General features: G+C 61.7%; 24 protein-coding genes. 22 read left to right on the top strand and 2 right to left on the bottom strand.

Features of this window, described 5'->3' with window-relative positions:
• The first annotated feature begins 145 nt into the window (after positions 1-145).
• Together EOC94_RS05175 and EOC94_RS05170 are read left to right on the top strand one after the other, a co-directional pair.
• Positions 146-343, top strand: a complete 198-nt coding sequence (locus EOC94_RS05175; RefSeq protein WP_126103023.1) for a hypothetical protein — start codon at positions 146-148, stop codon at positions 341-343.
• Between the two features lies 1 nt (position 344).
• Positions 345-941 (top strand): response regulator, encoded by a 597-nt coding sequence (locus EOC94_RS05170; RefSeq protein ID WP_164759014.1) that lies wholly within the window; start codon positions 345-347, stop codon positions 939-941.
• 190 nt (positions 942-1,131) lie between these two features.
• Here the strand turns inward: EOC94_RS05170 and EOC94_RS05165 are convergent, their stop codons facing one another.
• Positions 1,132-1,404 carry a hypothetical protein gene (locus tag EOC94_RS05165; RefSeq protein ID WP_095486399.1) on the bottom strand — a complete coding sequence of 91 codons (273 nt, stop codon included), beginning with the start codon at positions 1,402-1,404 and terminating at the stop codon, positions 1,132-1,134.
• 277 nt (positions 1,405-1,681) lie between these two features.
• Here EOC94_RS05165 and EOC94_RS05160 point away from each other — a divergent pair, with 277 nt between their 5' ends.
• The 19 genes from EOC94_RS05160 (at position 1,682) to EOC94_RS05070 (ending at position 20,283) form a co-directional block, all read left to right on the top strand.
• Positions 1,682-2,788 (top strand): NAD-dependent epimerase/dehydratase family protein, encoded by a 1,107-nt coding sequence (locus tag EOC94_RS05160; protein ID WP_095486398.1) that lies wholly within the window; start codon positions 1,682-1,684, stop codon positions 2,786-2,788.
• The gene (locus EOC94_RS05155) at positions 2,785-3,852 is read left to right on the top strand and encodes an NAD-dependent epimerase/dehydratase family protein (protein WP_127288947.1); all 1,068 of its coding nucleotides are present in this window, start codon (positions 2,785-2,787) and stop codon (positions 3,850-3,852) included. Before EOC94_RS05160 ends, EOC94_RS05155 begins: the two co-directional genes overlap by 4 nt.
• Positions 3,849-5,141, top strand: a complete 1,293-nt coding sequence (locus EOC94_RS05150; protein WP_095486396.1) for a TIGR04295 family B12-binding domain-containing radical SAM protein — start codon at positions 3,849-3,851, stop codon at positions 5,139-5,141. The genes EOC94_RS05155 and EOC94_RS05150 overlap by 4 nt, the downstream gene beginning before the upstream one ends.
• Complete coding sequence (locus EOC94_RS05145) at positions 5,126-6,226, top strand: glycosyltransferase family 4 protein (protein ID WP_127288945.1); 1,101 nt, start codon at positions 5,126-5,128, stop codon at positions 6,224-6,226. The genes EOC94_RS05150 and EOC94_RS05145 overlap by 16 nt, the downstream gene beginning before the upstream one ends.
• A 2-nt stretch (positions 6,227-6,228) precedes the next feature.
• Positions 6,229-7,359: a glycosyltransferase gene (locus EOC94_RS05140; RefSeq protein ID WP_095486608.1), complete on the top strand. Its 1,131-nt coding sequence runs from the start codon at positions 6,229-6,231 to the stop codon at positions 7,357-7,359.
• Positions 7,356-8,450 (top strand): glycosyltransferase, encoded by a 1,095-nt coding sequence (locus EOC94_RS05135; RefSeq protein ID WP_095486394.1) that lies wholly within the window; start codon positions 7,356-7,358, stop codon positions 8,448-8,450. Before EOC94_RS05140 ends, EOC94_RS05135 begins: the two co-directional genes overlap by 4 nt.
• Positions 8,447-9,556, top strand: coding sequence for a glycosyltransferase (locus tag EOC94_RS05130; protein ID WP_126103028.1), 1,110 nt, complete (start codon positions 8,447-8,449; stop codon positions 9,554-9,556). Before EOC94_RS05135 ends, EOC94_RS05130 begins: the two co-directional genes overlap by 4 nt.
• A 23-nt stretch (positions 9,557-9,579) precedes the next feature.
• The gene (locus EOC94_RS05125) at positions 9,580-10,626 is read left to right on the top strand and encodes a UDP-glucuronic acid decarboxylase family protein (RefSeq protein ID WP_095486606.1); all 1,047 of its coding nucleotides are present in this window, start codon (positions 9,580-9,582) and stop codon (positions 10,624-10,626) included.
• A gap of 100 nt (positions 10,627-10,726) precedes the next feature.
• Positions 10,727-10,945 carry a hypothetical protein gene (locus EOC94_RS05120; protein ID WP_164759012.1) on the top strand — a complete coding sequence of 73 codons (219 nt, stop codon included), beginning with the start codon at positions 10,727-10,729 and terminating at the stop codon, positions 10,943-10,945.
• A 160-nt stretch (positions 10,946-11,105) separates the two neighbouring features.
• A complete protein-coding gene (locus EOC94_RS05115) occupies positions 11,106-12,209 on the top strand; it encodes an inositol-3-phosphate synthase (RefSeq protein WP_126107195.1) in 1,104 nt (367 codons plus the stop codon).
• Positions 12,206-12,802: a histidine phosphatase family protein gene (locus EOC94_RS05110; protein ID WP_127288943.1), complete on the top strand. Its 597-nt coding sequence runs from the start codon at positions 12,206-12,208 to the stop codon at positions 12,800-12,802. The genes EOC94_RS05115 and EOC94_RS05110 overlap by 4 nt, the downstream gene beginning before the upstream one ends.
• A gap of 13 nt (positions 12,803-12,815) precedes the next feature.
• Complete coding sequence (locus EOC94_RS05105; RefSeq protein ID WP_127288941.1) at positions 12,816-13,913, top strand: glycosyltransferase; 1,098 nt, start codon at positions 12,816-12,818, stop codon at positions 13,911-13,913.
• Complete coding sequence (locus EOC94_RS05100) at positions 13,913-14,719, top strand: nucleotidyltransferase family protein (RefSeq protein WP_127288939.1); 807 nt, start codon at positions 13,913-13,915, stop codon at positions 14,717-14,719. The genes EOC94_RS05105 and EOC94_RS05100 overlap by 1 nt, the downstream gene beginning before the upstream one ends.
• A 2-nt stretch (positions 14,720-14,721) precedes the next feature.
• Positions 14,722-15,483 carry a TIGR04290 family methyltransferase gene (locus tag EOC94_RS05095; RefSeq protein ID WP_095486389.1) on the top strand — a complete coding sequence of 254 codons (762 nt, stop codon included), beginning with the start codon at positions 14,722-14,724 and terminating at the stop codon, positions 15,481-15,483.
• Complete coding sequence (locus tag EOC94_RS05090; protein ID WP_127288937.1) at positions 15,476-16,408, top strand: beta-xylosidase; 933 nt, start codon at positions 15,476-15,478, stop codon at positions 16,406-16,408. Before EOC94_RS05095 ends, EOC94_RS05090 begins: the two co-directional genes overlap by 8 nt.
• Positions 16,409-16,415: 7 nt before the next feature.
• On the top strand, positions 16,416-17,270 hold the full coding sequence (locus tag EOC94_RS05085; protein ID WP_185928165.1) for a PIG-L family deacetylase: 855 nt from the start codon (positions 16,416-16,418) through the stop codon (positions 17,268-17,270).
• Positions 17,267-18,331, top strand: coding sequence for a glycosyltransferase (locus EOC94_RS05080; protein ID WP_127288933.1), 1,065 nt, complete (start codon positions 17,267-17,269; stop codon positions 18,329-18,331). Before EOC94_RS05085 ends, EOC94_RS05080 begins: the two co-directional genes overlap by 4 nt.
• 9 nt (positions 18,332-18,340) lie before the next feature.
• Positions 18,341-19,330, top strand: a complete 990-nt coding sequence (locus EOC94_RS05075; RefSeq protein ID WP_126103035.1) for a GNAT family N-acetyltransferase — start codon at positions 18,341-18,343, stop codon at positions 19,328-19,330.
• Positions 19,327-20,283 (top strand): class I SAM-dependent methyltransferase, encoded by a 957-nt coding sequence (locus EOC94_RS05070; protein WP_126103036.1) that lies wholly within the window; start codon positions 19,327-19,329, stop codon positions 20,281-20,283. Before EOC94_RS05075 ends, EOC94_RS05070 begins: the two co-directional genes overlap by 4 nt.
• A 682-nt stretch (positions 20,284-20,965) precedes the next feature.
• On the opposite strand, the gene EOC94_RS05060 is transcribed toward EOC94_RS05070, so the two are convergent.
• Positions 20,966-21,529, bottom strand: a complete 564-nt coding sequence (locus EOC94_RS05060) for a sigma-70 family RNA polymerase sigma factor (protein WP_126103038.1) — start codon at positions 21,527-21,529, stop codon at positions 20,966-20,968.
• Between the two features lie 352 nt (positions 21,530-21,881).
• Here EOC94_RS05060 and EOC94_RS05055 point away from each other — a divergent pair, with 352 nt between their 5' ends.
• Complete coding sequence (locus EOC94_RS05055; RefSeq protein WP_127288931.1) at positions 21,882-23,993, top strand: catalase; 2,112 nt, start codon at positions 21,882-21,884, stop codon at positions 23,991-23,993.
• The last annotated feature ends 86 nt before the right edge of the window (positions 23,994-24,079 follow it).

Below are 24,079 nucleotides of genomic sequence, written 5' to 3'. Positions count from 1 at the left end.
AGCCCTCGGTTGAACAGCCTAGACGACAAAGCCGCCAATCGACCCAAAACCCGCAACCGGGCTGAACGCCAGCATACAACGTGCAAGAGGGCCGGAACAAGTCCGTGCAGACGGCGTTAACGTCGGGACTTTTGTGGAAACTTCAATGTCAAAACGCACACCTGACCTAAAGCTGACAAAACAAACGCTGTTGCACTCTTCGGATTTGCTGGGTTTGCCGGGAAACGAATCCATTCCGCCGCGCATGCTGGTTTTGGCCAAACGATTGCAGGCAGCCTTGCAGCAACATTCTGAACAAGCCCCCACTGACAATCGGAAATCTCGCTCGAAGAAAGGTCGATGAGGTGCGCGACCTGCAAGGTTTGCACATCCTGATCGTCGAAGACGATTGGCTATTGGCCGGCGATCTTGCGAGATACTTCGGCAATATGGGCGCGGTCGTCCTCGGCCCTGCGGCGACAGTCGAGCAGGCGTCTACGCATACCGATACGGCTGAGGCCGCGATCCTTGACGTCAATCTCAACGGCCGGCGGGTGTTTCCGATCGCCGACGAACTGATGCGCCGCGGCGTGCCTTTCGTCTTTTTCAGCGGTGACGAGGACATCGTCATTCCGGAACGTCTGCGTCACGCCAGCAATCTTCGAAAATCGTCGGATAGCTACGCAATCTTTGACGCCTTGTTTCCTCCGGAACGATCCGCCTTGGCGGGTCGCCCTCCCGTGAACTTGTCCGACAATGTATTTTCACTTCTGCCGAAGCTCAGGCTCGCGGCGCGTCTGCTTCTTGGCGACGTGGGCGCTTCCGACCGGCTGGTCGAGCGAACGCTGGAGAGCGCCATCGGCGAGATCGACAGAAGGCGGGTCGGCGTGTCGACCGAAGATTGGCTGAACGGTATTATGCGAAGTGTCGCAAGATCGAGCGGAACGAGCCTGTTGCACTGAAGCGCGACCGATCGGCAACGACCGAGGCCCTGATCTCTCTGATTTGTACTGTTGAGTCCGAATAAGACCGCTCCATATTTGACAAACGGCTCCGAAAAAGCATGCAAACACAATGATCTGGAGTGAACCTCTCCATCAAAACGCAAGGTGACCTAAGAGCTACCGAGGGACCATTGACGTAGAAGCCCTATCAGCCGCTCTGGTTACGCTCGATGAACTTGTTGAACCGGCTTGTTTTTCCGCCGCCGGTTTCGTCCTGGTAGAGGAAGGCCAGATCGTTCTGGTCGAAAATCCGGAAGAACTCGTCCCATTCGATGGCTTCGAACTCCTCCTCGGGCTCGCCAAAATCGATCCGCAGGATGCCGCCCTCGCCTCTGGTTCGTACAACCGCAGGTCGGCCACCCCGATCTTGGGCCCACTGGCGGATCTCGTCGTGATTGGTGGTTGTCTTCGATTCAGACATTGAAATCTCCTTTCGATCCTGTGGGCGTCCCGGCCAGGCCTAGCTTGGTGTGCGCGTCTCGCTCGATGACAACTAACTACCTGTCTGCTGCTTCCGATTACGGCCAGATGAGCGCCTAACCCCAAACGAGCTGCAATGTTCCAGCGCAGGCCCAAGGCCTGTTCGCGATGCGTTCACCTCGGTGTGAGGGACCCCAAACCATCTTTGTTGAAGGAGAGGGAACAAACCTTTTGTCAAACAGTTCGGGGCGCCAAGGCCATCTGCACAAGGAGTTGTCGTGGAACGCATACTGGTTACCGGGGGTTGCGGTTTCATCGGCCGCCACGTCGTCCAGGAACTCGTCGAACATGGTTATGCCGTCTGCATTCTCGATGCGCTGCTGGAACAGGTGCACGGCGGCGAGGCGATCAGCCTGCCGGCGGGAGCCGAACTGATCAAGGGCGATGTTCGCGATCGCGACGCTGTCGCCGAGGCGCTCCAGGGCGTCGACGCCGTCATCCATCTGGCGGCCGAGGTCGGCGTCGGCCAGTCCATGTACGAGATCGCCCGCTATGTCGGCGCAAACGACCTCGGCACCGCCACACTGCTTGAAGCACTGATCAAACATCCGGTTGAGCGGATCGTTGTCGCCTCATCGATGAGCGTCTATGGCGAGGGCCTCTACGGCACGCCGGACGGTCGGCGCGTCGACAATGCACGGCGCCAGCCGAGCGACATCAAGAGCGGCCAATGGAACCCGCTGTCGGCGGCGAATGAAAGCCTGTCGCCGCTGCCGACGGACGAGGAAAAGCCGGTCGATCTCGCCTCGATCTATGCGCTGACGAAATATGCCCAGGAGCGCGCCGTGCTGATCTTCGGCGAGGCCTATGGCGTCGACGCAGTGGCGCTGCGCCTGTTCAACGTCTTCGGCGCCGGACAGGCGCTTTCAAACCCGTATACCGGCGTTTTGGCGAACTTCGCCTCACGGCTCGCCAACGGCCAGAGGCCGATGATCTTCGAAGATGGCGAGCAGAAACGGGATTTCGTCCATGTGCGCGACATTGCCCACGCCTTCCGCCTGGCATTGGAACAACGCCAGGCGCGCGGCCACGTCATCAACATCGGCAGCGGGCGTGCCTATGCCATCAGCGAGGTCGCGCGGCTGCTCGCCGACGCAATGGGTGTGCCGGACCGTCAGCCTGAAATCCTAGGCAAAGCGCGTGCCGGCGATATCCGCAACTGCTTCGCCGACATCTCCAAGGCGCGTGAATTGCTTGGATTTGAGCCGCGGCAGCTGTTGGAGCATTCACTCGATGAGTTCGTCGCGTGGGTGCGCAATACGGTCGCCATCGACCGCGGCGCCGACATGAGACGGGAACTCGAAGAGCGGGGACTGGTGTCATGAGACCCGATGGTTTTCGCGAAGCGCCGGTTACCATCGTCGGCGGCAGTGGCTTCATCGGTTCGAACCTCGCCGACAGCCTGTTGTCGGATGGAATGCCGGTACTGGTCATCGACAATCTCAGCCGTCCAGGCGTTGAGCAGAATCTGGCTTGGCTGGCCCAGAAGCACGGGAATCAACTTGCCGTGGAAACCGCCGATGTCCGGAATGCGGACGTTCTGGCGCCGCTTGTGGCGCATTCCAGGGCGATATTCCATCTAGCCGCCCAGACCGCCGTCACCACGAGCCTCGTCCAGCCAAGCGAAGATTTCGACATCAATCTTCGCGGGACATTCAACATCCTGGAAGCGGCCCGCCGGAGCGGCAAGCGCATCCCTGTGATCTTCGCCAGCACCAACAAGGTCTATGGCGGCCTGCCCGACGTCGCCGTGCGCGAAGAAGACGACCGGTGCGTGCCCTGCGATGCCGGCATCCGAGCCAACGGCATAGACGAGACCTGCGGCCTCGATTTCTGCACGCCCTATGGTTGCTCCAAAGGCGCGGCGGATCAATATGTGCTCGACTATGCCAAGTCGTACGACCTGCCTACGGCGGTCCTGCGCATGAGCTGCATCTATGGACCGCGCCAGTTCGGCACGGAAGACCAGGGCTGGGTCGCGCATTTTCTGCTCAGCGCGCTTTCCGGCCAGCCGATCACGATCTACGGCAACGGCAAGCAAGTGCGCGACATCCTTCATGTCTCCGATGCGGTTGCGGCCTATCGCGGGGCACTTGCCCGGATCGAGGACATCAGGGGCAAAGCATTCAATCTCGGCGGCGGACCGAACAACGCCGTCAGCCTGCGCATGCTGCTCAAGGAGATCGGCGAACTGACCGGTCGCAAGCTTTCGATCCTCTACGACCGGGAACGTACCGGCGACCAGCCCTTCTTTGTCGCCGATACCCGCAAGATAGAAGCGACGCTCGGCTGGAAAGCGCATGTCTCGTGGCGCGACGGTATCCGTGACCTCGCCGATTGGCTGCAGCATCATCGCCTCGAACCTGAAGCAGCGAGGTACGTGGCATGAAAGTCGCCCTGGTCAATCCGTTCTGGACATATGAGGACAGTATCTATTTCGGCTGCCGCCAGCCGCATCTGCCGCTGGAACTGGGCTACTCGAAAGCCCTGCTGGAGGCCGACGGCCATAAGGTGCTGATGCTGGACGGGCAAATCCAGAAGCTGGACAACGCGGCACTTGCCGATCGCGTCGCCGCCTTCGCACCGGCCATGACCGTCGTCAGCACGGCGCCGACCTATCTGTTCTGGCGTTGCGCGCCGCCCGAGCTGCGCGTGCCTGCCGAATTCCTCAACTGCCTCGCGGGGCGCGGCGGCCGCACCGTCGCTGTCGGACCGCACGGCTCGGCGACGCCGGCGCCGACGCTGCGCAAGCTCGGTGTCGACGTCGTCGTGCGCGGCGAATGCGAAGAAATCGTCGCGGAACTCGCCCGCCGTGACGATTGGAGCGCGGTGCCCCACACCGCTCATCTCCACGAGGGAAAACTCGTCGGCAATGGCGGCGTCCACGCCAGTTCCTTTGTCGGTCATCCGGCTCTCAAATGGCCGTCCGACTGGATTGCCGCCCATTCGCACCACCATCACCGGTTCGACGACAACCAGGTGGGTTTCGGAGCGGAGGTCGAGGCCTCGCGCGGCTGCCCCTACAATTGCAGCTTCTGCGCCAAGATCGATTTCCGCGACGCCTACCGCCGCAGGAACCACGATGCGGTCATGGCGGAGATCGACCGCCTGATCGGACAGGGCGTCGGCTACATCTACTTCATCGACGAGATCTTCCTGCCGCAGAAGGCACTGCTGGAGGCATTGGTCGACCGCAACGTCAAGTTCGGCGTGCAGACCCGCATCGATCTTTGGAAGCCGGAGCTCCTCGAATTGCTGGGTGCCGCCGGCTGTGTTTCGATCGAGGCCGGCCTCGAAAGCCTGACCGTGGAGGGCCGGGCCATGCTGGCGAAGCGTTGCCGGCTGGGCACCGAGGAACTGGCTGCGCTGCTGGTCAACGCACGACGTCACGTTCCGTTCGTCCAGGCCAATCTGATCGGCGTGGTCGAGGATGATCCCGCTCTGGTCGATCACTGGCGCAAGCACCTCATCGACCGCGGTGTGTGGGCCAATGAACCGGTGCCGCTCTATCCCTACCCCAGTTCGCCCAGCTATCGCGAGATCTGGGGCGAGCCCGACGATCTCGCCTGGGAGCGCGCCCATGAGCATTACCTGGCCTCGTTCCGGACATTCAGCGACATCCAGGAGAAGCGTCCTCGTGCACTGGCCGAGTTGGAGGCTACATGTTGCAGTCACTGATCCGGCGCTCGCGGCGAATCCTGATGACCGTCGACGCTGTCGGCGGTGTCTGGCGCTACGCGCTTGATCTGGCGCGGGAGCTGGCCCACGGCGGCGACAGCATCGTGCTCGCCGGATTAGGCCCGGAGCCGTCCGAGGAGCAGGCGAAGGAGGCGCAGGCTTTCGCGGCCCTGGCGTGGCTCAAGACACCGCCGGACTGGATGACCCGGAATGAGCACGATCTGGAAATGTTGCCGCAGGAACTGCGCGCACTTGTTCGTGATTACGCAATCGACCTCGTCCATGTCAATGCGCCGACGCAGGCCGTGGGACTTGATGTGCCGTGCCCGGTCGTAGCGGTCTCGCATTCATGCGTTGTGACGTGGCTCCACGCCGTCAGGGGACAGACGGTGGACGGCGAATGGGGCTGGCAGAAGGATCGCAACAGACGCGGTTTCGATTGGGCAAATGCGGTAATCGCCCCCAGCCGCAGCCATGCCAACATGCTCGAAGCCTGCTACGGGCCGATCGCCGGCCTGAGCGTTGTCAGCAATGGCACGCGGCAGGGTCCAAAAGCAGAGAGGCGGGAAGCGGTGGTTCTCGCCGCCGCGCGCTGGTGGGATGAAGGAAAGAACGCAGCTACGCTGGACCAAGCGGCATCGCTGACGAAATGGCCGGTCTTCGCTGCCGGGCCGCTGCAGAGCGCCGATGGGCAACGCGCCAATTTCAGCAGCGTCATCCCTCTGGGCTCTGTCTGCCACGATGAGGTGCGTCTGTTGATGGCGCGGGCCGGCATCTTCGTGTCGCCGTCCGTCTACGAACCCTTCGGCCTTGCCGCGCTGGAGGCATCCACATCGGCTACACCTCTGGTGCTTGCCGACATCCCAACCTATCGCGAATTGTGGGACGGCGTGGCCATGTTCTACGACGCCCACGATCCACGCGATCTCGCCAGATGCATCGATTATCTCTCATACGACGCCCAGTATAGGCGCCGGCTCGGCGAAGCCGCCGCACGCCGGGCGCGCAAGTTTTCACCGGCAAGACAAGCGGCCGCCATGCACGACATCTACGATCGGGCCGCCCTGGCCGTTGCGGAACGCTGATGATGCGGTTTGTGTTCTATACCCATTCCGTCGTTTCCGACTGGAACCACGGCAACGCACATTTCCTGCGCGGCATCATGCGGGAGCTCGTTGCACGCGGGCACCAGGCGATCGCGCTGGAGCCGGCGGACGGCTGGAGCCGTTCGAACCTGCTGGCAGAGAAAGGGCCCTTCGCGATCGAGCGCTTCAGGAAGGATTTTCCGGAGCTGATGCCGGTAACCTACGACGCCTCCTTCGATCATGAAACCTGGATTGCCGACGCCGATGTGGTGATCGTGCACGAATGGACGGACCCGGCGCTCGTCGCGCGCATCGGCAGGGCCAAGGCCAACGGAGGCGGCTTCACGCTTCTGTTCCATGACACCCACCATCGCGCCGTCTCGGCGACGCAGGCGATCTCGGCTCTGCGGCTGGAGCATTATGACGGCGTGCTCGCCTTCGGCGAAGCGTTGCGGGAAAGCTATCTTCGCGCCGGCTGGGGCAAACGTGCCTTCACCTGGCACGAAGCGGCGGATGCATGCCTGTTCAAACCGCACCCGGAGATCGACCCTACATCCGACGTGATCTGGATCGGCAACTGGGGCGACGACGAGCGCAGTGCCGAAATCAAGGAATTCCTGATCGATCCGGTGGAACAACTTGGCCTGAGCGGCACTGTCCATGGCGTGCGCTATCCACGCGAAGCGCTCGCCGATCTTGCCGCCGCCGGCCTGGGTTACGAAGGCTGGATTGCCAATGCCGACGTGCCCAAGGCATTCGCGGCGCATCGCGTTACCGTCCATATTCCGCGGCGTCCCTATCGGGAGAGCCTGCCCGGAATCCCGACGATCCGCATGTTCGAAGCGCTCGCCTGCGGCATCCCGCTCGTTTCGGCGCCTTGGGCCGACGTCGAACAACTCTTCAGGCCAGGTATCGACTTCCTTTTCGCGCGCGACGGAGCCGAGATGGGCCGTCATCTTCGCGACGTGCTGGACGATGCTGACCTGGCCGCCTCCCTCGTGAAATCCGGCCTCGAAACCATCCGGACGCGACACACGTGCCGGCACCGGGCGGACGAGTTGTTCGACGTACTCGCCGAATGCGGCAGCCGCCAAGCCATCGATTCCATCGCCGTAGAGGAGACAGTCGTATGAAGATTGCATTTTATGGATCGAGCCTGCTGTCGTCCTATTGGAACGGCGCGGCGACCTATTATCGCGGATTGCTCAAGGCTCTTTCCCAGCTCGGTTACGAGATCACCTTCTATGAACCGGACGTCTACGACAGGCAGAAGAACCGCGATATCGAGGCACCGGACTGGTGCCATGTCGTCATCTACGAGGCGACCCCGCATGCGCTGATGCAGGTGGCAGCAAGCGCCGGCGAAGCCGACATCGTCGTCAAGGCGAGCGGGGTAGGCTTCGAGGACGAGGCGCTGCTGCGCGCGGTGCTCGACCATGCCCGCTCCGATGCGCTGACAGTGTTCTGGGATGTCGACGCACCGGCCACTCTGGGCCAGTTGCGCGACGAGCCGGACCATCCCCTGCACCGCGCGTTGCGGGAGATCGACCTTGTCCTCACCTATGGCGGCGGAGATCCGGTCGTATGGGCCTATCGTGCGCTGGGGGCGGCCGAGTGCGTGCCGATCTACAATGCGCTCGATCCCGAAACGCATCATCCTGTCGCGAAGGATGCGCGGTTCGCTTGCGACCTCGCCTTTCTCGGCAACCGCCTGCCGGACCGTGAAGCGCGCGTCGAAGCCTTCTTCCTCGATCCGGCCAGCCGTTCGCGCGATCAGCGTTTCCTGCTCGGCGGATCGGGTTGGGGTGACAAGCAGCTTCCGGCAAATGTTGCATGGCTCGGCCACGTCGGCACGCGCGATCACAATGCGTTCAACGTCACATCCAAGGCGGTGCTGAACATCAGCCGCGACAGCATGGCCGCCAATGGTTTTTCACCTGCCACACGCGTCTTCGAGGCTGCGGGTGCCGGCGCATGCCTCATCACCGACGCCTGGCTCGGCGTCGAATTGTTCCTGGTCCCTGGCGAAGAGATCCTGGTGGCGCGCGACGGCGACGATGTCGCCGAAATCATGCGGACCCTCACACCCCGGCGGGCAAAGGCGATCGGCGCAGCTGCGCTTCGGCGTGTTCTCGCCGAGCATACCTACGCGTTAAGGGCAGCTGTGGCCGACGCTGTCTTCAGGCGCCATTTCGAGCGCCCCACCGTGGAGGCAGCGGAATGACCAAGCGGCTCGATATCGTCTTTCTTGGCCTGTCTTTGTCCTCTTCATGGGGAAACGGCCACGCCACGACCTTTCGCGGGTTGCTGAAGGGCCTGCACGAGCTCGGCCATCGCGTCACCTTCCTCGAGCGCGACGTACCGTGGTACGCAAGCCATCGCGATCTGCGCGACCCGGACTTCTGCACGTTGCGCTACTACGAAACGACGAACGATCTTCGTCGCACCTATGCTCGCTGCCTGCAGCAGGCCGATATCGTGGTGGTTGGGTCCTTCGTCCCGGAGGGGCGCGCAGTCGTCGACATCGTTGCGTCCCTGTGCACGGGCCAGTTCTGCTTTTACGACATCGACACGCCAGTCACGTTGGCAAAGCTCGCCGCGGATGATTGCGACTACATATGCCGACGGCAGATTCCGTATTTCGACGTCTATTTCTCATTCGCCGGCGGGCCAACGCTCGCCCGTTTGGCGGCGGACTTCGGTGCACGGCGCGCCGAGCCGCTCTACTGCTCCGTCGACCCGGAGCGGCATCGCCGAACGGCCGATCCGATCTGCTGGGACCTTGGTTATCTCGGCACCTACAGCTCGGACCGGCAGGCGACCCTGGATGCACTCCTGCTTGAACCGGCAAGACGCATGCCGGACCGCCGCTTCGTCGTGGCCGGCTCGCAATTCCCGTCCGAGACCGTCTGGCCGAGCAATGTCGATCGCATCGAGCACTTGCCGCCGGCGGACCACGCCGCCTTCTACAGCCGCCAGCGCTACACGTTGAACGTCACGCGCAGCTCCATGATAGCGGCTGGATGGTCTCCCAGCGTACGTCTCTTCGAGGCGGCTGCCTGTGGCACGGCCATCATCAGCGATCGCTGGACAGGTCTGGATAGCTTCTTTCCGACAGCCACGATCAACACGGCCAGCCAAGCCGAAGACGTGATCGACATCCTATCCAGGCAGTCCGACCGCGCCAGGCTGGCTATGGCCAAGCGGGCACGCGAAACGATCCTGGCAGCACATACCGGCGCCGCGAGAGCCCGTGAATTCGTTTCGCTGCTGGCGCGGCCAAGATCGGCACGTCCGGCCCTCGATCTGGACATTGAAAGTGCAGCATGACTGGCAGACAGGAGAAAATAGAGATGCGGCAATCAAGAAGGACGCAACGGACCAGGACGGCGCTTGTCGCCGGCGGCGCGGGTTTCCTCGGTTCGCATCTTTGCGAAACACTGCTTCAGGCCGGGTATCGTGTGATCTGTGTGGACAATTTCCTTACCGGTCGGATGGAAAACATCATCTCGATCGTGGACCGTCCTCGTTTCCGCTTGATCGAGCAGGATATCTGCCGACCATTGGATCTTACTGAGCCTGTGGACCGCATTTTCAACCTTGCGTGCGCCGCGTCACCGCCGCGCTACCAAGCCGATCCGGTTCACACCACGCGAACCTGCGTGATCGGAACGCTAAATCTGCTTGAGCTCGCCGCCCAAAACAGTGCGCGCTTTCTGCAGGCATCGACAAGCGAAGTGTATGGCGATCCCGAACAGCACCCGCAAAGGGAAGACTATGTCGGTCACGTGAACTGCACCGGTCCGCGCGCCTGTTATGATGAGGGCAAACGAACCGCAGAAACCTTGTGCTTCGACTATTTGAGAACCGAAATGGCCGACATCCGGGTCGCCCGCATCTTCAACACCTATGGTCCGCGGATGGATCCTGCCGACGGCCGGATCGTCTCGAACCTGGTGATGCAGGCCCTCGAGAGGAGACCACTGACGATATTCGGCGACGGGCTGCAGACCAGATCGTTCTGCTACGTCTCCGATCTGGTTGACGGTCTGGTCCGCCTTATGAATATCGATTCGAATCCGCGCCAACCGGTCAATTTGGGCAATCCCGGGGAATTCACCGTCCTTCAACTGGCCGGATTGGTGAGAGATATGACCCATAGCAAGTCGGCCTTCAAATTCCTGCCACTGCCGCAAGACGACCCTCGCCGGCGGCAACCGGACATTTCCCGAGCAGAAACCCTTCTCAATTGGTCGCCAAAGGTGCCGCTCAGGCAAGGCCTGATGCAGACGATCAGCTACTTTACGGAGCTTGAAGCCAGCCGGAGCGAGGATCGAATTTCCCCGATTGCAACAAGCGTGAGGTCCGCTTCGGGCCGACTGCAAAACCTGCCCGCCTGAAGTCAGGAAGGGCTGTGCGCTCGGGTATGGTCGTGGTGATACCGCGACCAACACGGGCTTCATTTTTTCTCATTGGGGGAACATCCAGCCGAGCTCGCCGTTGGGCGATGATACCGGCATGGAGAACGGACCCGTGCATCGAAAACGATCCGCCAAGGACATCGAGCAAATGGCCGCAAGGGAAACGGCTGCCTTTCTGAGACGTGCCTCAATCACCTACCTTGAATGCTGTGTGAGCCTGATGATGACGCATCTTGAACGCGAGGAGGTGGTCACCATCCTGGAAAAAGAAGCGGATATGCTGCGAAGGCTCGACTGAGGCTTGCGGCGCCCAGGCATCGATCGGCTCAGCCTCAAACACAGCGCGCAGTTGTCATCTCGCCGTCACGTTCGTGATTTTTCCAGGTCGCAAGGAACATTCCTGGCAACTGGCAGTTCGGCGCGAGGAACTTACCTTCAACAGCGATGGCGGCAGTTTCGTGGGATCGAAAAAGGTACGGATTGGAATAGCCGGCGTCGGCAATTGCGCGTCTTCCCTTGTCCAGGGCCTCTCATATTATCGGGACGCCAGAGGTAATGAGCCGATACCCGGCCTTATGCATGCCGATCTCGGCGGCTATCACGTCGATGACATCGAAGTGGTCTGTGCTTTCGACGTCGCTAAGGGCAAAGTTGGGCGAGATGTGGCGGAAGCCATATACAATCCACCCAATAATACCTTCCGCTTTGCCGATGTCGCAGCAACCGGCGTTCGCGTCGAGCGCGGACCAACGCTCGACGGCATCGGCAAGTATCTGCGCGATGAGATCGAGGAGGCAGAAGAGCCGGTCGCGAATATCAGCGCGCTGCTTCGGGAAAGCGGCGCTGACGTATTGGTCTCATATCTGCCGGTCGGCTCGGAAGAGGCTACGCGTTTTTATGCCGAGTGCGCGCTCGAGGCCGGCTGCGCCTTCGTCAACTGCATTCCGGTTTTTATTGCGTCGCGGCCGGAATGGCGCCAACTCTTCGAACAGCGTGGCCTGCCATTGATCGGCGACGACATCAAAAGCCAGGTCGGCGCGACAATCGTGCACCGGTTGCTCGCCAATCTGTTCCGCGAGCGCGGCGTCCGCATCGACCGCACCTATCAGCTGAATTTCGGCGGCAACACCGACTTCCTCAACATGCTGGAACGCGAGCGGCTGGAATCGAAGAAGATCTCGAAGACACAATCCGTAACCAGCCAGCTCGACGTTCCCCTGGAGGCCGGCAACATCCATGTCGGCCCCAGCGACCATGTGCCTTGGCTCACCGATCGAAAATGGGCCTACATCCGCGTCGAAGGCACGACGTTCGGCGGCGTGCCGCTGAATGCAGAGCTCAAGCTGGAAGTGTGGGATTCGCCCAACTCGGCCGGAGTCGTGATCGACGCTGTGCGCTGCGCCAAGCTGGCGCTTGACCGCGGCATCGCGGGAGCGCTGACCGGCCCCTGCAGCTATTTCATGAAGTCGCCGCCCGAGCAATTCACCGATGCCGAGGCACGCCTGCGCACGCTCTCTTTCATCGCCGGAAGGGACGAGCCGATGCTCGATGCCGCGGAATGACGACGACGTTCTTCTTGATCCGCCATGCGGCGCACGACAATGTCGGCGACTATCTTGCCGGACGTATGGCCGGAGTTTGCCTTGGCGAAACCGGCAAGGCACAAGCCTCGCGCCTGGCCAGCCATATGGCGTCAGAGCCACTCGCAGCCATCTGTTGCAGCCCGCGCGAACGAACACTGGAAACCGCAAAACCGATCGCAATCGCCTGCAGTCCCGACAAGATCACAATCTGCCAAGAGCTCGATGAGATCGACTTCGGCGCGTGGTCGGGAAAGACGTTCGAAGAGTTGAACCAGGACGCCGACTGGCGGGTGTGGAACAGTCAACGTCAGCAGGCGAGGACGCCGGGCGGCGAGACCATGCTGGACGTCCAGCAACGTGTCATCTCGCTGATGCAGCAGCTTCGCAAACGCTATCAGAACCAGTCCGTGGCGCTGGTCAGCCATGCCGACGTGATCAAGGCCGCCGTCTGCAAGGTGCTCGGCTTGCCGCTGGGAGATTGTTTTCGCTTCGACATCGACCCCGCTTCGATCACCACGATCGTATCCGGTGACTGGGGCTCCAAGCTGATCCGATTAAACGAAGCCGCCTGACGAGGACTGCCGGATGCGAATGGTCATTTTCGGTCTCACCGTCACCTCCTCGTGGGGAAACGGACACGCGACTCTGTGGCGTGGGCTTATCCGGGCGCTCGGCGGGCTGGGCTGGTCCGTCACCTTCTTCGAACGCAACACTCCCTATTATGCCGGGGCGCGCGACCTTGACCATCTCGATGGCGGCAATGTCGTTCTCTATCCGGACTGGGAAGACATCCGCCATGTCGCGGAACAGGCGATCGGGCAATCGGACGTCGTCATCGTCACATCTTATTGCCCCGACGCCGTGGAGGCATCGCGCCTGGCGCAGCAGGCCTCTCGCGGACTGAGGGTTTTCTACGATCTGGACACCCCGGTCACACTCGCCCGGATCGAGCAAGGTCAACGGCCGGCATATTACGGGCCCGAAGGCCTTCGCGATTTCGATCTTGTCCTGAGCTATACCGGGGGAACCGCAATCGACGCGCTCAAAACGTTGTTGGGTGCCCGCCGTGTCCTGCCTCTCTACGGCCATGTCGATCCCGAGCGACACCGACCGGCACAGCCCCGGGCCGAATTTGCCGGGGACCTGTCCTATCTCGGAACTTATGCCGCAGATCGCCAGGCCGGCGTCGAAAAGCTGCTGGTGCGCACGGCAGCGGGCCTGCCGGACCATCGCTTCGTCATCGGCGGCGCCCAATACCCGCACGAATTCCCATGGAGCGACAACATCTTCTTTGTCAGGCACCTTCCGCCTGCGGATCATCCGGCCTTCTTCTGCTCATCGCGTCTGACGCTGAACGTGACCCGCGAGGCGATGGCCAAGAGGGGCTGGTGCCCTTCGGGCAGGCTGTTCGAGGCGGCAGCCTGCGGCGCAGCTATCGTGAGCGACACCTGGCCCGGGCTGAGCAGTTTTTTCCAACCTGGCAGCGAGATCCTCCCGGCGGACACCACCGACGACGTGGTTGCGGCAGTCTGCTTGTCGGACAGCGAAATTGACGCAATCCGGCGCCGTGCGCGCGAGCGGGTGTTGGACGAGCATACCTCTGCGCAGCGCGCCAGGGAGCTGGACCGCCTCCTGTCAGATTTATTGCAGACGGCGAGCGAGCCGTTGAAGGAAGCAATCTGATGTTGGGCATCGTGCCTGCTGCCGGCCGCGGCAGCCGCATTCAGCCACTCGGCTTCTCGAAGGAACTCCTGCCGGTCGGCAGCCGCATCGACGGCCAGACCGAGCGTCCCTGCGCGGTGAGCGAATATCTGGTGCGTCGCATGGTGCGCAACGGCGTCGACAAGATCTGCTTCGTCATCGGATCGGGAAAATCGGACATCCTCGAATATTATGCCGCCGGCTATGGCGATGCCGCAGCACTGTTTGTCGTGCAGCCCACCCCTGTCGGTCTTTGCGATGCGATCTTCCGCGCTGCGCCGCTCGTCGCACCGGACGAGACAGTCCTGATCGGCCTGCCCGATACGATCTGGCTTCCCGAAGACGGTTTCTGCGCCCTGCGGAACGATTGCCTGTCTTTCCTGCTGTTCCCCGTCGACCGTCCGGAATTTTTCGATGCCGTCATTCTAGACAACGACAGCCGGGTGAAGGAAATCCAGGTCAAGCAACAAGACGCCGAATCGAACTGGATTTGGGGTGCGTTCAAGATGCCTGGCCGCATCTTTCATCAGCTTGCGATGCTCTGGCGCGAGCGGGATCGCCATGACGAATACGTCGGCACGCTGATCAACGCCTATCTGGCGGCCGGCGGCGAGGCTTACGGCGTCAAGGCAGGCACCGCTTATGTCGACGTCGGCACGTTCAACGGCTACCGCACGGCACTTCGGCTGCTTGAGAACAACAACCCCACGTTGGAGAATCCGAAAGACCTCATGTTCGTGCTGCCAGGGCAGTCGCAAAAACCAAGCCATCCAGGCGAAGGAGGCTAGCCATGCTGCATTCGAACGCCGAAATCCGCCGCCGCATCGATGCCCTTGGCCCCTGGTTCCACAACATGGAGTTGGCGGGCGTCGAAACCGCCCCCGACCATTTCCTCGGCAACTACCCGCTGATCAAATGGCGCAAGTTCGCCGACGCCATTCCTGCCGATCTGTCCGGCAAGGCCGTGCTCGACATAGGCTGCAACGCCGGCTTCTACTCGATCGAGATGAAGCGCCGCGGCGCCCGCCGTGTCCTCGGCATCGATTTCGATGAAGCCTATCTGGCGCAGGCGCGCTTCGCCGCCGAAATCGCGGACTGCGACATCGAATTCCAGCAGCTGTCGGTCTACGAGGTGGGCGTCCTGCGGGAGAAATTCGACATCGTCCTGTTCATGGGCGTGCTGTACCACCTGCGCCACCCCCTGCTCGCTCTCGATCTGATCCGTGAGCACGTTGCCGGCGACCTCATGATCTTCCAGTCCATGCAGCGCGGCAGCGCCGACCTGCCTGCACTCGATGAGAATTATCCTTTCTGGACCCACGATCTGTTCGACCGACCGGAGTTTCCGAAGCTGCATTTCGTCGAGCATCGCTATGCCGACGACCCGACCAACTGGTGGATTCCCAATCGCGCCTGCACCGAAGCGATGCTGCGCAGCGCCGGCTTCGAGATCGTGCTGCACCCGGAGCAGGAGGTCTATTTCTGCCGCACCGCCGGTGAGCCGGCCGGCGGCGGCGCCGTTTACCCGTCGAGAGGACAACTTCATGATTGAAGCTGCAATGATCTGGAACGAACCAAACAACAAGTCCCATTGGGATCCCGAACTCGACCCCGACTGGAGCCGCTTCGCCAATATGGCAATACTGGCCGCCGATGCGATCGCAGCTGAAACCCCCGCCGTGACCAAGATCCTCGGCGGCATTTCGCCGATCGATGCCGATTTCATGGCGCTCATGAAGCAGTATGGTGTGCTCGATCACGTCGATGCCGTCGGCGTGCATGGTTTCCCGCTCGACTGGAACCTTTGGCAGATTCAGGAATGGCCGCAGAAGATCGGCGAGATTTCGACCGTCACCGATCTGCCCGTATGGGTCAGCGAAGTCGGTGTGTCGAGCTTCGGTGCCGAGGAGGTGCAGCGCTGGGGCTTGCGCCGGACCGCCGAACTGCTGCTCGGCAATGCGCCGCGCATACAATGGTACAGCCTCTACGACCTTCCGCGCGAATGGGGGGCAACGACGCGTCACCGCGAAGCGGAAGGCTCCTCCTACTATCGCCACTTCTACATGGGCCTGCTGCGCGAAGACGGTACGCCCAAACCAGCGCTCGAGGAATTCCTGCGTTATGCCCCGGCCATGGGACTGGCGCAGTGGTTCCATTTTGAAGATCCCCGGCTGGACGACGCCGTCGCCTGGATGAAGCGGCTGGGCGTCACCAGTCTGCGCACCGGGCTTTCCTGGGCCGACAGTTTCAGGCCGAATGCGCTGGATTGGTACGACCGGCAGATGGAAGCACTGGCCGATTTCGACGTGACCGTCACCTTCTGCTTCACTCCAGAGCATCGCGGAGTTATGCCGCATCACACCAGTCCGCCGCTGGTGCCGGAGGAGTTCGCGGAGTTTTGTGCGACGATGATCCGTCGCTATGCTCCCGGCATGGCCGTCTCGCCGGTCAGGTCCGTGCGAGCTTCGGCAGCATGAGTGTGTCATGCAACACCAACCTGACGGGTCCGGAACGCTTGCCGAATTCGCGGCCCTGTTGCTAGTAGGTACCGCACCATACTCATCGGACGGTGCTGAAATCATGATCGTTGTCGCGCATCCGGACGACGAGACCATCGGCATCGGCGGGCATCTTGCCGGATTGCGCCGATCTCGCATCGTTCATGTCACTGACGGTGCGCCGCGAGATCTTGATGACGCGCGAGCATACGGTTTCGAGACGTGGCAGGACTACGCCAAGGCCCGCCATAGGGAGTTGGAGACGGCGGTGGCGGCAGCGGGTTTGCCGTCGACGGCCCTGATCAGTCTCGGTTATCCCGACAAGCAAGCCGCCGGAAATCTTAGCTCGCTCGCACGGGAGCTGACCGGCCTTTTGGCCGATCGCGATGTCAGCTTCGTCTGCACGCATCCTTATGAAGGTGGTCACCCTGATCATGACGCGACCGCCTTTGCCGTCCATGCGGCCTGCCATTTGCTGCGCCGCGACGGACGCCAGGCGCCGGTCATCGTCGAAATGGCATTCTATTGCGCCGGGCCTGAGGGCGCGGTCCTTCAGGATTTCAACAGCGGACCCGGCAGTGGGTGCATCGAACTGCACCTTACGGAAGCGGCTTTCGAACGGAAGCAGTGCATGCTGGCCTGCCATCGGACCCAGCAACGGACGCTGGCGCCGTTCACGGCGCGCGTCGAACGTTTCCGGGTGGCGCCTGCTTATGATTTCCTGGCGCTGCCGAACAACGGCAAGCTCTATTACGAGGCGCTGCCGCTCGGCTTCGAGCCGGCGGTTTGGCTTCACGCGGCGGCGGCTGCGCATGAGGAGCTTGGGCTCGACCGGCCATGACCCTCACCGTCCTGAACGTCGCCTACCCTCTCGCGCCAGTCGGTCCGGATGCGGTTGGCGGTGCCGAGCAAGTGCTCTCGATGCTCGACCAGGCACTCGCGCGCGCAGGGCACATTTCTATCGTGATCGGTTGCCAGGGCTCCAAAGCGGCGGGCGTCCTCATCGAGACACCGGCTGAACCAGGTGTGCTCGACGATGCGGCGAAAAAAAGGGCACAGCGCTCCCATCGCACCGCGATAGAAGCCGCACGTGCCCGTTGGCCGATCGACGTGATCCATCTGCACGGCATCGATTTTCATGCCTATCTGCCTGACCATGGCCCGACATTGGTAAGCCTGCACCTGCCGCTGGATTGGTATCCGGCCGATGCTCTGCGCCCGCTGCGCAACGATCTATGGCTTCACGCCGTCTCAGAGGCCCAACAAAGAACCGCACCGCCAGGCGCCCGGCTGGTTGCGCCCATTCCAAACGGCGTCGATATCGATGCGCTGAGCGGCCCGCAGTCCAAGCGCACCTTCGCGTTGGTGCTCAGCCGCATCTGCCCGGAAAAGGGCATCCATCTGGCGCTGGACGCCGCCAAACAGGCTGGCGTGCCGCTGGTCATCGGCGGCAAGGTCTATCCCTATGAAACGCATACGCTGTACCTTCGTGACGAAGTCCAGCCTCGCCTCGACAAGCACCGCCGCTTCCTCGGTCCGCTCGGCTTCACCTCCAAACGGCGCTTTCTCAACGCCGCCCGTTGCCTGGTCATTCCCAGCCTTGCCGCGGAAACCAGTTCGCTTGTCGCGATGGAGGCCCTCGCCTGCGGCACACCGGTCGTCGCCTTTCCAAACGGCGCGCTGCCGGACGTGGTCGAACACGGCAAGACGGGCTTTCTGGTGAATGACGTCGACGAGATGGCGGAGGCCATTGTCGCATCATCCGGCCTGGATGCCGAGACATGCCGGGCCGAGGCGCGGCGGCGCTTTTCGCTCGACCTCATGATTTCGTCTTACATGGACGCCTACCATGCGCTGGCGGGGCTTGGTGGCGGCCGCAGGCGCCTCGCGGCGGCGCAGTGAGCGGCTTCCATGCTCCGCTCGGAGATCATCGACGATCCGGCCGCCCTTGAGGCCCTGGCGCCGCGTTGGTGGGAGCTCTGGACGCATAGCCGGACGGCGACGCCGTTCCAATGCCCCGCCTGGCTCGTGCCGTGGTGGCGCACGTTCGCGCCCGGAGAGCTGGCTACGATCGCCGTCTGGCGTGGCGGCGATCTGGTGGGACTGGCGCCGTTTTACCTGGAACACACACCTTCCGGGCCGAGACTGCTTCCGGTCGGGATTTCGTTGAGCGACTATCTGGATGTCCTGTGTTCCCCCGGCATCGAAGCGGCGGTCGCCGCAGTCATCGCCGACCGGGCTCTCGCGATCAATTGGTCGCAATGGATTTTACCGGACCTACCGGCCGGTGCTGCAGGTCTCACTATTACACACCCTGCGCTGGAGGCGGGTGAACTCGTCGATCATGCGGCTTGTCCCGTGCTCCCGATCGCTGGTGACGATGCGCTTGCGGTCTGCGTTCCTGCGCGGCGAAGACGCCAGCTGCGCCGCGCGCATAGAGCCGCATGCAGGCGCGGCTGCGTCTCCCTCACGCCAGCGCAAGATAGTCCCAAAGCATTCTTCGATCACTTGATCCGCCTCCATGGCGCGCGTTGGGCCGGGCATGGTGACGGCGTGCTGGCCGATCCGGCTGCCGAAGAATTCCACCGGCAGGCGCTTGCCCTGCTTGCCGCACAGGGTCTTGTCCGATGCTGGCTTGTCGCTATCGATGACGCGGTCGTCGGCGCCTACTATGGATTTCACCATCGCCACCGCGCGTACGCCTACCTTGGCGGTTTTGATCCGGCCTATGCCGAGGAAAGTCCCGGCGCAATCCTGATCGGTCACGCGATTTCCGAGGCGGCCCGCGAAGGGGCGCGGGAGTTCGATTTCCTGCGCGGCCAGGAGACTTACAAATATGGCTGGGGTGCCGTCGACCAATGGACGACGCGAAAGGTCTGGACGCGGAGCATGGCTCAATGAGCACAGCTGGACGAAAACCATCTTTACAGGCGTCGACAGCAAGAATGGTGATCGAGGAGTGCATGGCCGACGGCGCCTGCGTCGAAGCCGTCGTTGCCAGGCTGGCGCTTCGCTTCGAGACGGGGATCGATGCCGCGGAGCTCGCTGATGTGGCGCTGGATATGTGTTCAGCCGACCTGCGGAACGGGGACAGACTGGAGCGGATCGCCGAGCTGCTTCGTCGCAGGCCTGACATCTTTGCCATGCTGCGCGAAACAGGCGCGGCCGTTCGCCACGAACGCAGTGAATGGGAAACGGATGCCGCTGTCGTCAGGCGGCTGGCCGCCGGCTTCGATGCGGCGGCGGCGATTTCCCTGGCGGCGAGCGTTCAGCTGTCTTCGTTGGGAGACGAGGAGAAGCTCACCGCCACTACCGACGAGATCGTCGCGTGGCTGGAAACACAAGGCTTCACCGGCGCCCACCGGGACATACTGGACATTGGTTGTGGCATCGGGCGTTTCGAAAGCGCGCTTTCCAGCGCGGCGCACCGGATCGTCGGCATCGACATATCCTCAAAGATGATTTCGATCGCTCGTCAGCGATGTGCCAGTCTGCGCAATGTAGAAGTGCGGCCGACCTCCGGACTCGATCTTGCCGATTTCGGCAATGCAAGTTTCGATTGCGTGCTGGCTGTCGACAGCTTCCCCTATCTGGTGCTGGCCGGCTTGGCGGAGCGGTATTTCAAGGAAATCGCGCGTGTTCTGAAGACGTCGGGCATGGCAGCACTTCTGAACTACTCCTACCGCGGAACGCCGGCGCTGGATCGTGCCGATGTTCACCGCCTCGCCGGAGCCCATGGCATGCAGGTCGTTGTCGACAGCGAGAAGCCGTTCCGGCTGTGGGATGGCAATGCCTTTCTTCTTGCTGCATCCGAGGGAACATTACGGCTCAATAACTGTTCGGGCGTCACATAGAAAAGGCGCCTGTGAGTGCCCACAATCCTAAGGAGGACTAGGTGGCATACGGCGGCAAGGGACATCACCTCGGCCGCCAGAACAAAGGATCCGGCGACGGCGCGATGACCGGGTTGCTCAAGGACTAGGCCGAGGAAAGCGGTTGCGTCCACCAGAGCCTAGAAGCAGCACACCGAGCAACGCAGGTTCGATGGCAATCGGATCAACTCCGATCAGTATCATGCCGCAGATCGGCTCGCCTAAGGCCGAATGTTGCAATCGCAGACGCGATTATGACCGGCGACCAGCTGAGGTCGCGAGAGTCGAATTTGTCGAGCGCGCCCGGGAATATTGCCCGGGGAGATTGGAGGGAAGGCACAGGCTTTCCTGACGATACCAGCGGCTTCGAAACAATGCTGTGCAAGGGTCAGCGCTGACTGTGAGAACGGCGCGTGAATCCTTGCAAACTCTGATTGCTGACACCACACTGGTGAAGGGACCAATTCGTTAAGAGAACACGATGTCTCGCTCGAGCGACGATACGATCAGCCCGCGACTCCGGCTGGCAATAGACCGGAAAATCGCATCTCTGCTGACTGCCATCGAGCAGGAGAAGGTCCCCGACCGGTTGACCAACCTTGCGGTTCAATTGCAGAACGCGCTTGTCGACAAGCGTCGATGCAAGGCAAAGAAAGAGGACTAGCTATCGACGCCTGTCGACTGCCAAGTTTCCTTGTACCTCGGACAGGTGATTGCGTCTTTCCACCAACGTCTGCAGCGAACATTCGCCGAGGTATTCCAGGACGCCGGCGCGCGCTCGGTTAAGGCGGCTCTTTACCGTCCCCACCGCGCAACCGCATATTTCGGCAGTTTCTTCATAGCTGACGCCAAGAACCCCGATCAGCATCAGGACCTCGCGCTGATGTTCCGGCAGCTTCTGGACCGCGCCATAGACTTCCTTGCTCTGAACGGACCACTCCTGTGTAGCTTCCGAAATCGGGATCAAAGAGGCACAGTCAAGCAGGCCGGGTTTTTCCCGGTCGGCGGCCTTGGCACGCGTGTAGTGGGTATTGCGCATGATGGTGAAGAGCCATGACTTCATGCGTGTCCCAGGCTCGAATTTATCGATGTTGGCGAGCCCTTTGGTCAACGTCTCCTGGACCAGGTCATCGGCGTCGTCAGGAACACGGCAGAAGGTGCGGGCGAAGGCTCGCAAGGCAGGTATCAGGTCAACGATGGAAACTTCATCCGTTTCCTGGTTGGCCAAGGCATAGCCCCTGGAGGACAATGGTCCAGCTCCCAGCAAGAACGAGTTGATGAACAAAGACCTAGCTAAATGCATGAAGGTTTGGATCGTTCCGGACATCGAAATGAGTCGCTAGAAAATCTCGGATTGCGCGGACGCACATCGCGTAACTGCGCGGCTGAACTCCTGTTGCGGGTGAGTGCCGCCCGCCCGGAACACGGCCAAGGTCGCTCCATTGGACAGACAGCGACGTCAATTCGCCATTGTTCCGCAAGCAAAGGCGCCAGTCCTTTTGCGGGAACAAAGCGGCGCGCCGGAAGTTCGACGCCCTGAGCCGGTGGTTCCGGCCTTCATTCATCGAGGAGCAACAGTCATGGCGCAGTCCCGGCAGCGTTCAGAAAGACGGCCCGCAAACGGTCGCAACCAGAATGTCGAGCGGGGAAACGGCGGTGAGCTTCACCAACTGGCGGAAGGCGAGACGCCTGTCCTCACCACTGCGCTCGGAACGCCTGTCTCCGACGATCAGAACACTCTGAAGATCGGCGAGCGTGGCCCGTCGCTGATCGAGGATTCCCACTTTCGTGACAAGATTTTCCATTTCGATCACGAGCGGATTCCCGAACGGGTCGTTCATGCTCGCGGCTACGGCGCACACGGCTATTTCGAAACCTATGAATCGCTAGCCAAATACACGCGCGCCGACATTTTCCAGCGTGCTGGCGAAAAGACGCCGGTTTTCGTGCGCTTCTCGACAGTCGCCGGCAACAAGGGCTCGTTCGACCTGGCCCGCGACGTGCGCGGTTTCGCCGTAAAGCTTTACAGCAAGGAAGGCAATTGGGATCTGGTCGGCAACAACATCCCGGTTTTCTTTATCCAGGACGCGATCAAGTTTCCCGATCTGATCCATGCCGCCAAGCAGGAACCGGACCGCGACTTCCCGCAGGCCCAGACCGCGCATGACAATTTCTGGGATTTCATCAGCCTGATGCCGGAATCGATGCACATGATCATGTGGATCATGTCGGATCGTGCGATCCCGCGCTCCTTCCGCTTCATGCAGGGCTTCGGCGTCCACACCTTCCGCTTCGTCAACGCCGACGACGAATCCACCTTCGTCAAATTCATCTGGAAACCAAAACTCGGCATGCAGTCGGTGGTCTGGAACGAAGCGGTCAAGATCAATGGCGCCGATCCGGATTTTCATCGCCGCGACCTGTGGGAGGCGATCCACTCCGGCAACTTCCCGGAATGGGAACTTACCGTGCAGCTCTTCGATCAGGATTTTGCGGACAGCTTCGACTTCGACGTCCTCGACGCCACCAAGATCATTCCCGAAGAAATCCTCAAGCCGATCCCGGTAGGACGATTGGTCCTGGATCGTATGCCCGACAATTTCTTCGCCGAGACCGAACAGGTGGCATTCATGACGCAAAACGTGCCGCCCGGCATTGATTTTTCCAATGACCCGCTGCTGCAGGGACGCAACTTTTCCTATCTCGATACCCAGCTGAAGCGGCTCGGCAGCCCGAATTTTACCCACCTTCCAATCAACGCACCGAAGTGCCCGTTTGCTCATTTTCAGCAGGACGGACACATGGCTATGCGCAATCCGGTAGGCCGTGCAAATTATGAGCCAAATTCGTGGGGCATGGGTCCGCGCGAGGATCCCCAGCGCGGCTATCGTTCCTTTGCCGATGCCGAGCAGGGCCAGAAAGTGCGGCTGCGGGCGGAAAGCTTCGCCGACCACTACAGCCAAGCGCGGCTGTTCTTCAACAGCCAGACGCCTCCGGAACAACGCCACATCGTCATGGCTTTGACATTCGAATTGAGCAAGGTCCAGACACCGGCAATCCGCGAGCGAATGGTCTCCCATCTGCTCAACATCGACGAGGCGCTGGCGGCCACCGTTGCCGACAAGCTTGGCATTCGAAAGATGCCAAGTCCGGCGGACGCTGCGGTGCCGCCGCGAGACGACCTGGAGCCCTCGCCGGCGCTCAGCATCATCAAAAACGGGCCGGAGAGCTTCGGAGGCCGTAAGGTCGGCGTGCTGGTCAGCGACGGCGTGGATGCTGCGCTGTTCGAGCAACTCCGAACCGCGGTCGAAAAGGAAGGCGCGGTGATGGAGGTCGTCGCCGCAAAGGTCGGCGGCGTAAGTGCGGCCGATGGCACGCAGATCGAAGCGAGACACATGATCGACGGCGGTCCGTCGGTCCTGTTCGACGCGGTCGTGCTTATGCTCTCGGAGCCGGGCGCCGAACTGCTGGCCATGGAAGCCGCCGCAAAGGACTTCGTTTCCGATGCGTTCGCGCATTGCAAATTCATCGGTTTCACGTCGGGAGCCGAGGCGCTGCTGGCCAAGGCAGGCGTTGATGCGGATGCGGATGAAGGGCTGATAAGGCTGGAATCAAACAAGACGGCTGAGAAGTTCGTCCAAGCCTGCCGGAAGTTGCGGCTGTGGGCGCGGGAGGCGGCCGTCAAGCTCTGACGCCGGTGCATGCTGGCCGTCTGTTCGCATGCTTGACTGGAGCCGTAGAACCAAGTGGGCGAAAGCATCCGTCACTAGGACCGGCT

It is taken from the genome of Mesorhizobium sp. M6A.T.Ce.TU.016.01.1.1, assembly GCF_003997065.1.
Classification (GTDB): Bacteria; Pseudomonadota; Alphaproteobacteria; order Rhizobiales; family Rhizobiaceae; genus Mesorhizobium; species Mesorhizobium mediterraneum.
The sequence above is the reverse complement of the archived record's forward strand: the minus strand, read 5'-3'. Positions and strand labels throughout refer to the sequence as shown.

Coding starts and splice junctions, on each gene's coding strand:
- EOC94_RS05175 (WP_126103023.1), top strand. CDS start 146: ATGTCAAAACGCACACCTGACCTAAAGCTGACAAAACAAACGCTGTTG.
- EOC94_RS05165 (WP_095486399.1), bottom strand. CDS start 1,404: ATGTCTGAATCGAAGACAACCACCAATCACGACGAGATCCGCCAGTGG.
- EOC94_RS05155 (WP_127288947.1), top strand. CDS start 2,785: ATGAGACCCGATGGTTTTCGCGAAGCGCCGGTTACCATCGTCGGCGGC.
- EOC94_RS05150 (WP_095486396.1), top strand. CDS start 3,849: ATGAAAGTCGCCCTGGTCAATCCGTTCTGGACATATGAGGACAGTATC.
- EOC94_RS05145 (WP_127288945.1), top strand. CDS start 5,126: ATGTTGCAGTCACTGATCCGGCGCTCGCGGCGAATCCTGATGACCGTC.
- EOC94_RS05140 (WP_095486608.1), top strand. CDS start 6,229: ATGCGGTTTGTGTTCTATACCCATTCCGTCGTTTCCGACTGGAACCAC.
- EOC94_RS05135 (WP_095486394.1), top strand. CDS start 7,356: ATGAAGATTGCATTTTATGGATCGAGCCTGCTGTCGTCCTATTGGAAC.
- EOC94_RS05130 (WP_126103028.1), top strand. CDS start 8,447: ATGACCAAGCGGCTCGATATCGTCTTTCTTGGCCTGTCTTTGTCCTCT.
- EOC94_RS05125 (WP_095486606.1), top strand. CDS start 9,580: ATGCGGCAATCAAGAAGGACGCAACGGACCAGGACGGCGCTTGTCGCC.
- EOC94_RS05110 (WP_127288943.1), top strand. CDS start 12,206: ATGACGACGACGTTCTTCTTGATCCGCCATGCGGCGCACGACAATGTC.
- EOC94_RS05105 (WP_127288941.1), top strand. CDS start 12,816: ATGCGAATGGTCATTTTCGGTCTCACCGTCACCTCCTCGTGGGGAAAC.
- EOC94_RS05100 (WP_127288939.1), top strand. CDS start 13,913: ATGTTGGGCATCGTGCCTGCTGCCGGCCGCGGCAGCCGCATTCAGCCA.
- EOC94_RS05095 (WP_095486389.1), top strand. CDS start 14,722: ATGCTGCATTCGAACGCCGAAATCCGCCGCCGCATCGATGCCCTTGGC.
- EOC94_RS05090 (WP_127288937.1), top strand. CDS start 15,476: ATGATTGAAGCTGCAATGATCTGGAACGAACCAAACAACAAGTCCCAT.
- EOC94_RS05085 (WP_185928165.1), top strand. CDS start 16,416: ATGCAACACCAACCTGACGGGTCCGGAACGCTTGCCGAATTCGCGGCC.
- EOC94_RS05080 (WP_127288933.1), top strand. CDS start 17,267: ATGACCCTCACCGTCCTGAACGTCGCCTACCCTCTCGCGCCAGTCGGT.
- EOC94_RS05075 (WP_126103035.1), top strand. CDS start 18,341: ATGCTCCGCTCGGAGATCATCGACGATCCGGCCGCCCTTGAGGCCCTG.
- EOC94_RS05070 (WP_126103036.1), top strand. CDS start 19,327: ATGAGCACAGCTGGACGAAAACCATCTTTACAGGCGTCGACAGCAAGA.
- EOC94_RS05055 (WP_127288931.1), top strand. CDS start 21,882: ATGGCGCAGTCCCGGCAGCGTTCAGAAAGACGGCCCGCAAACGGTCGC.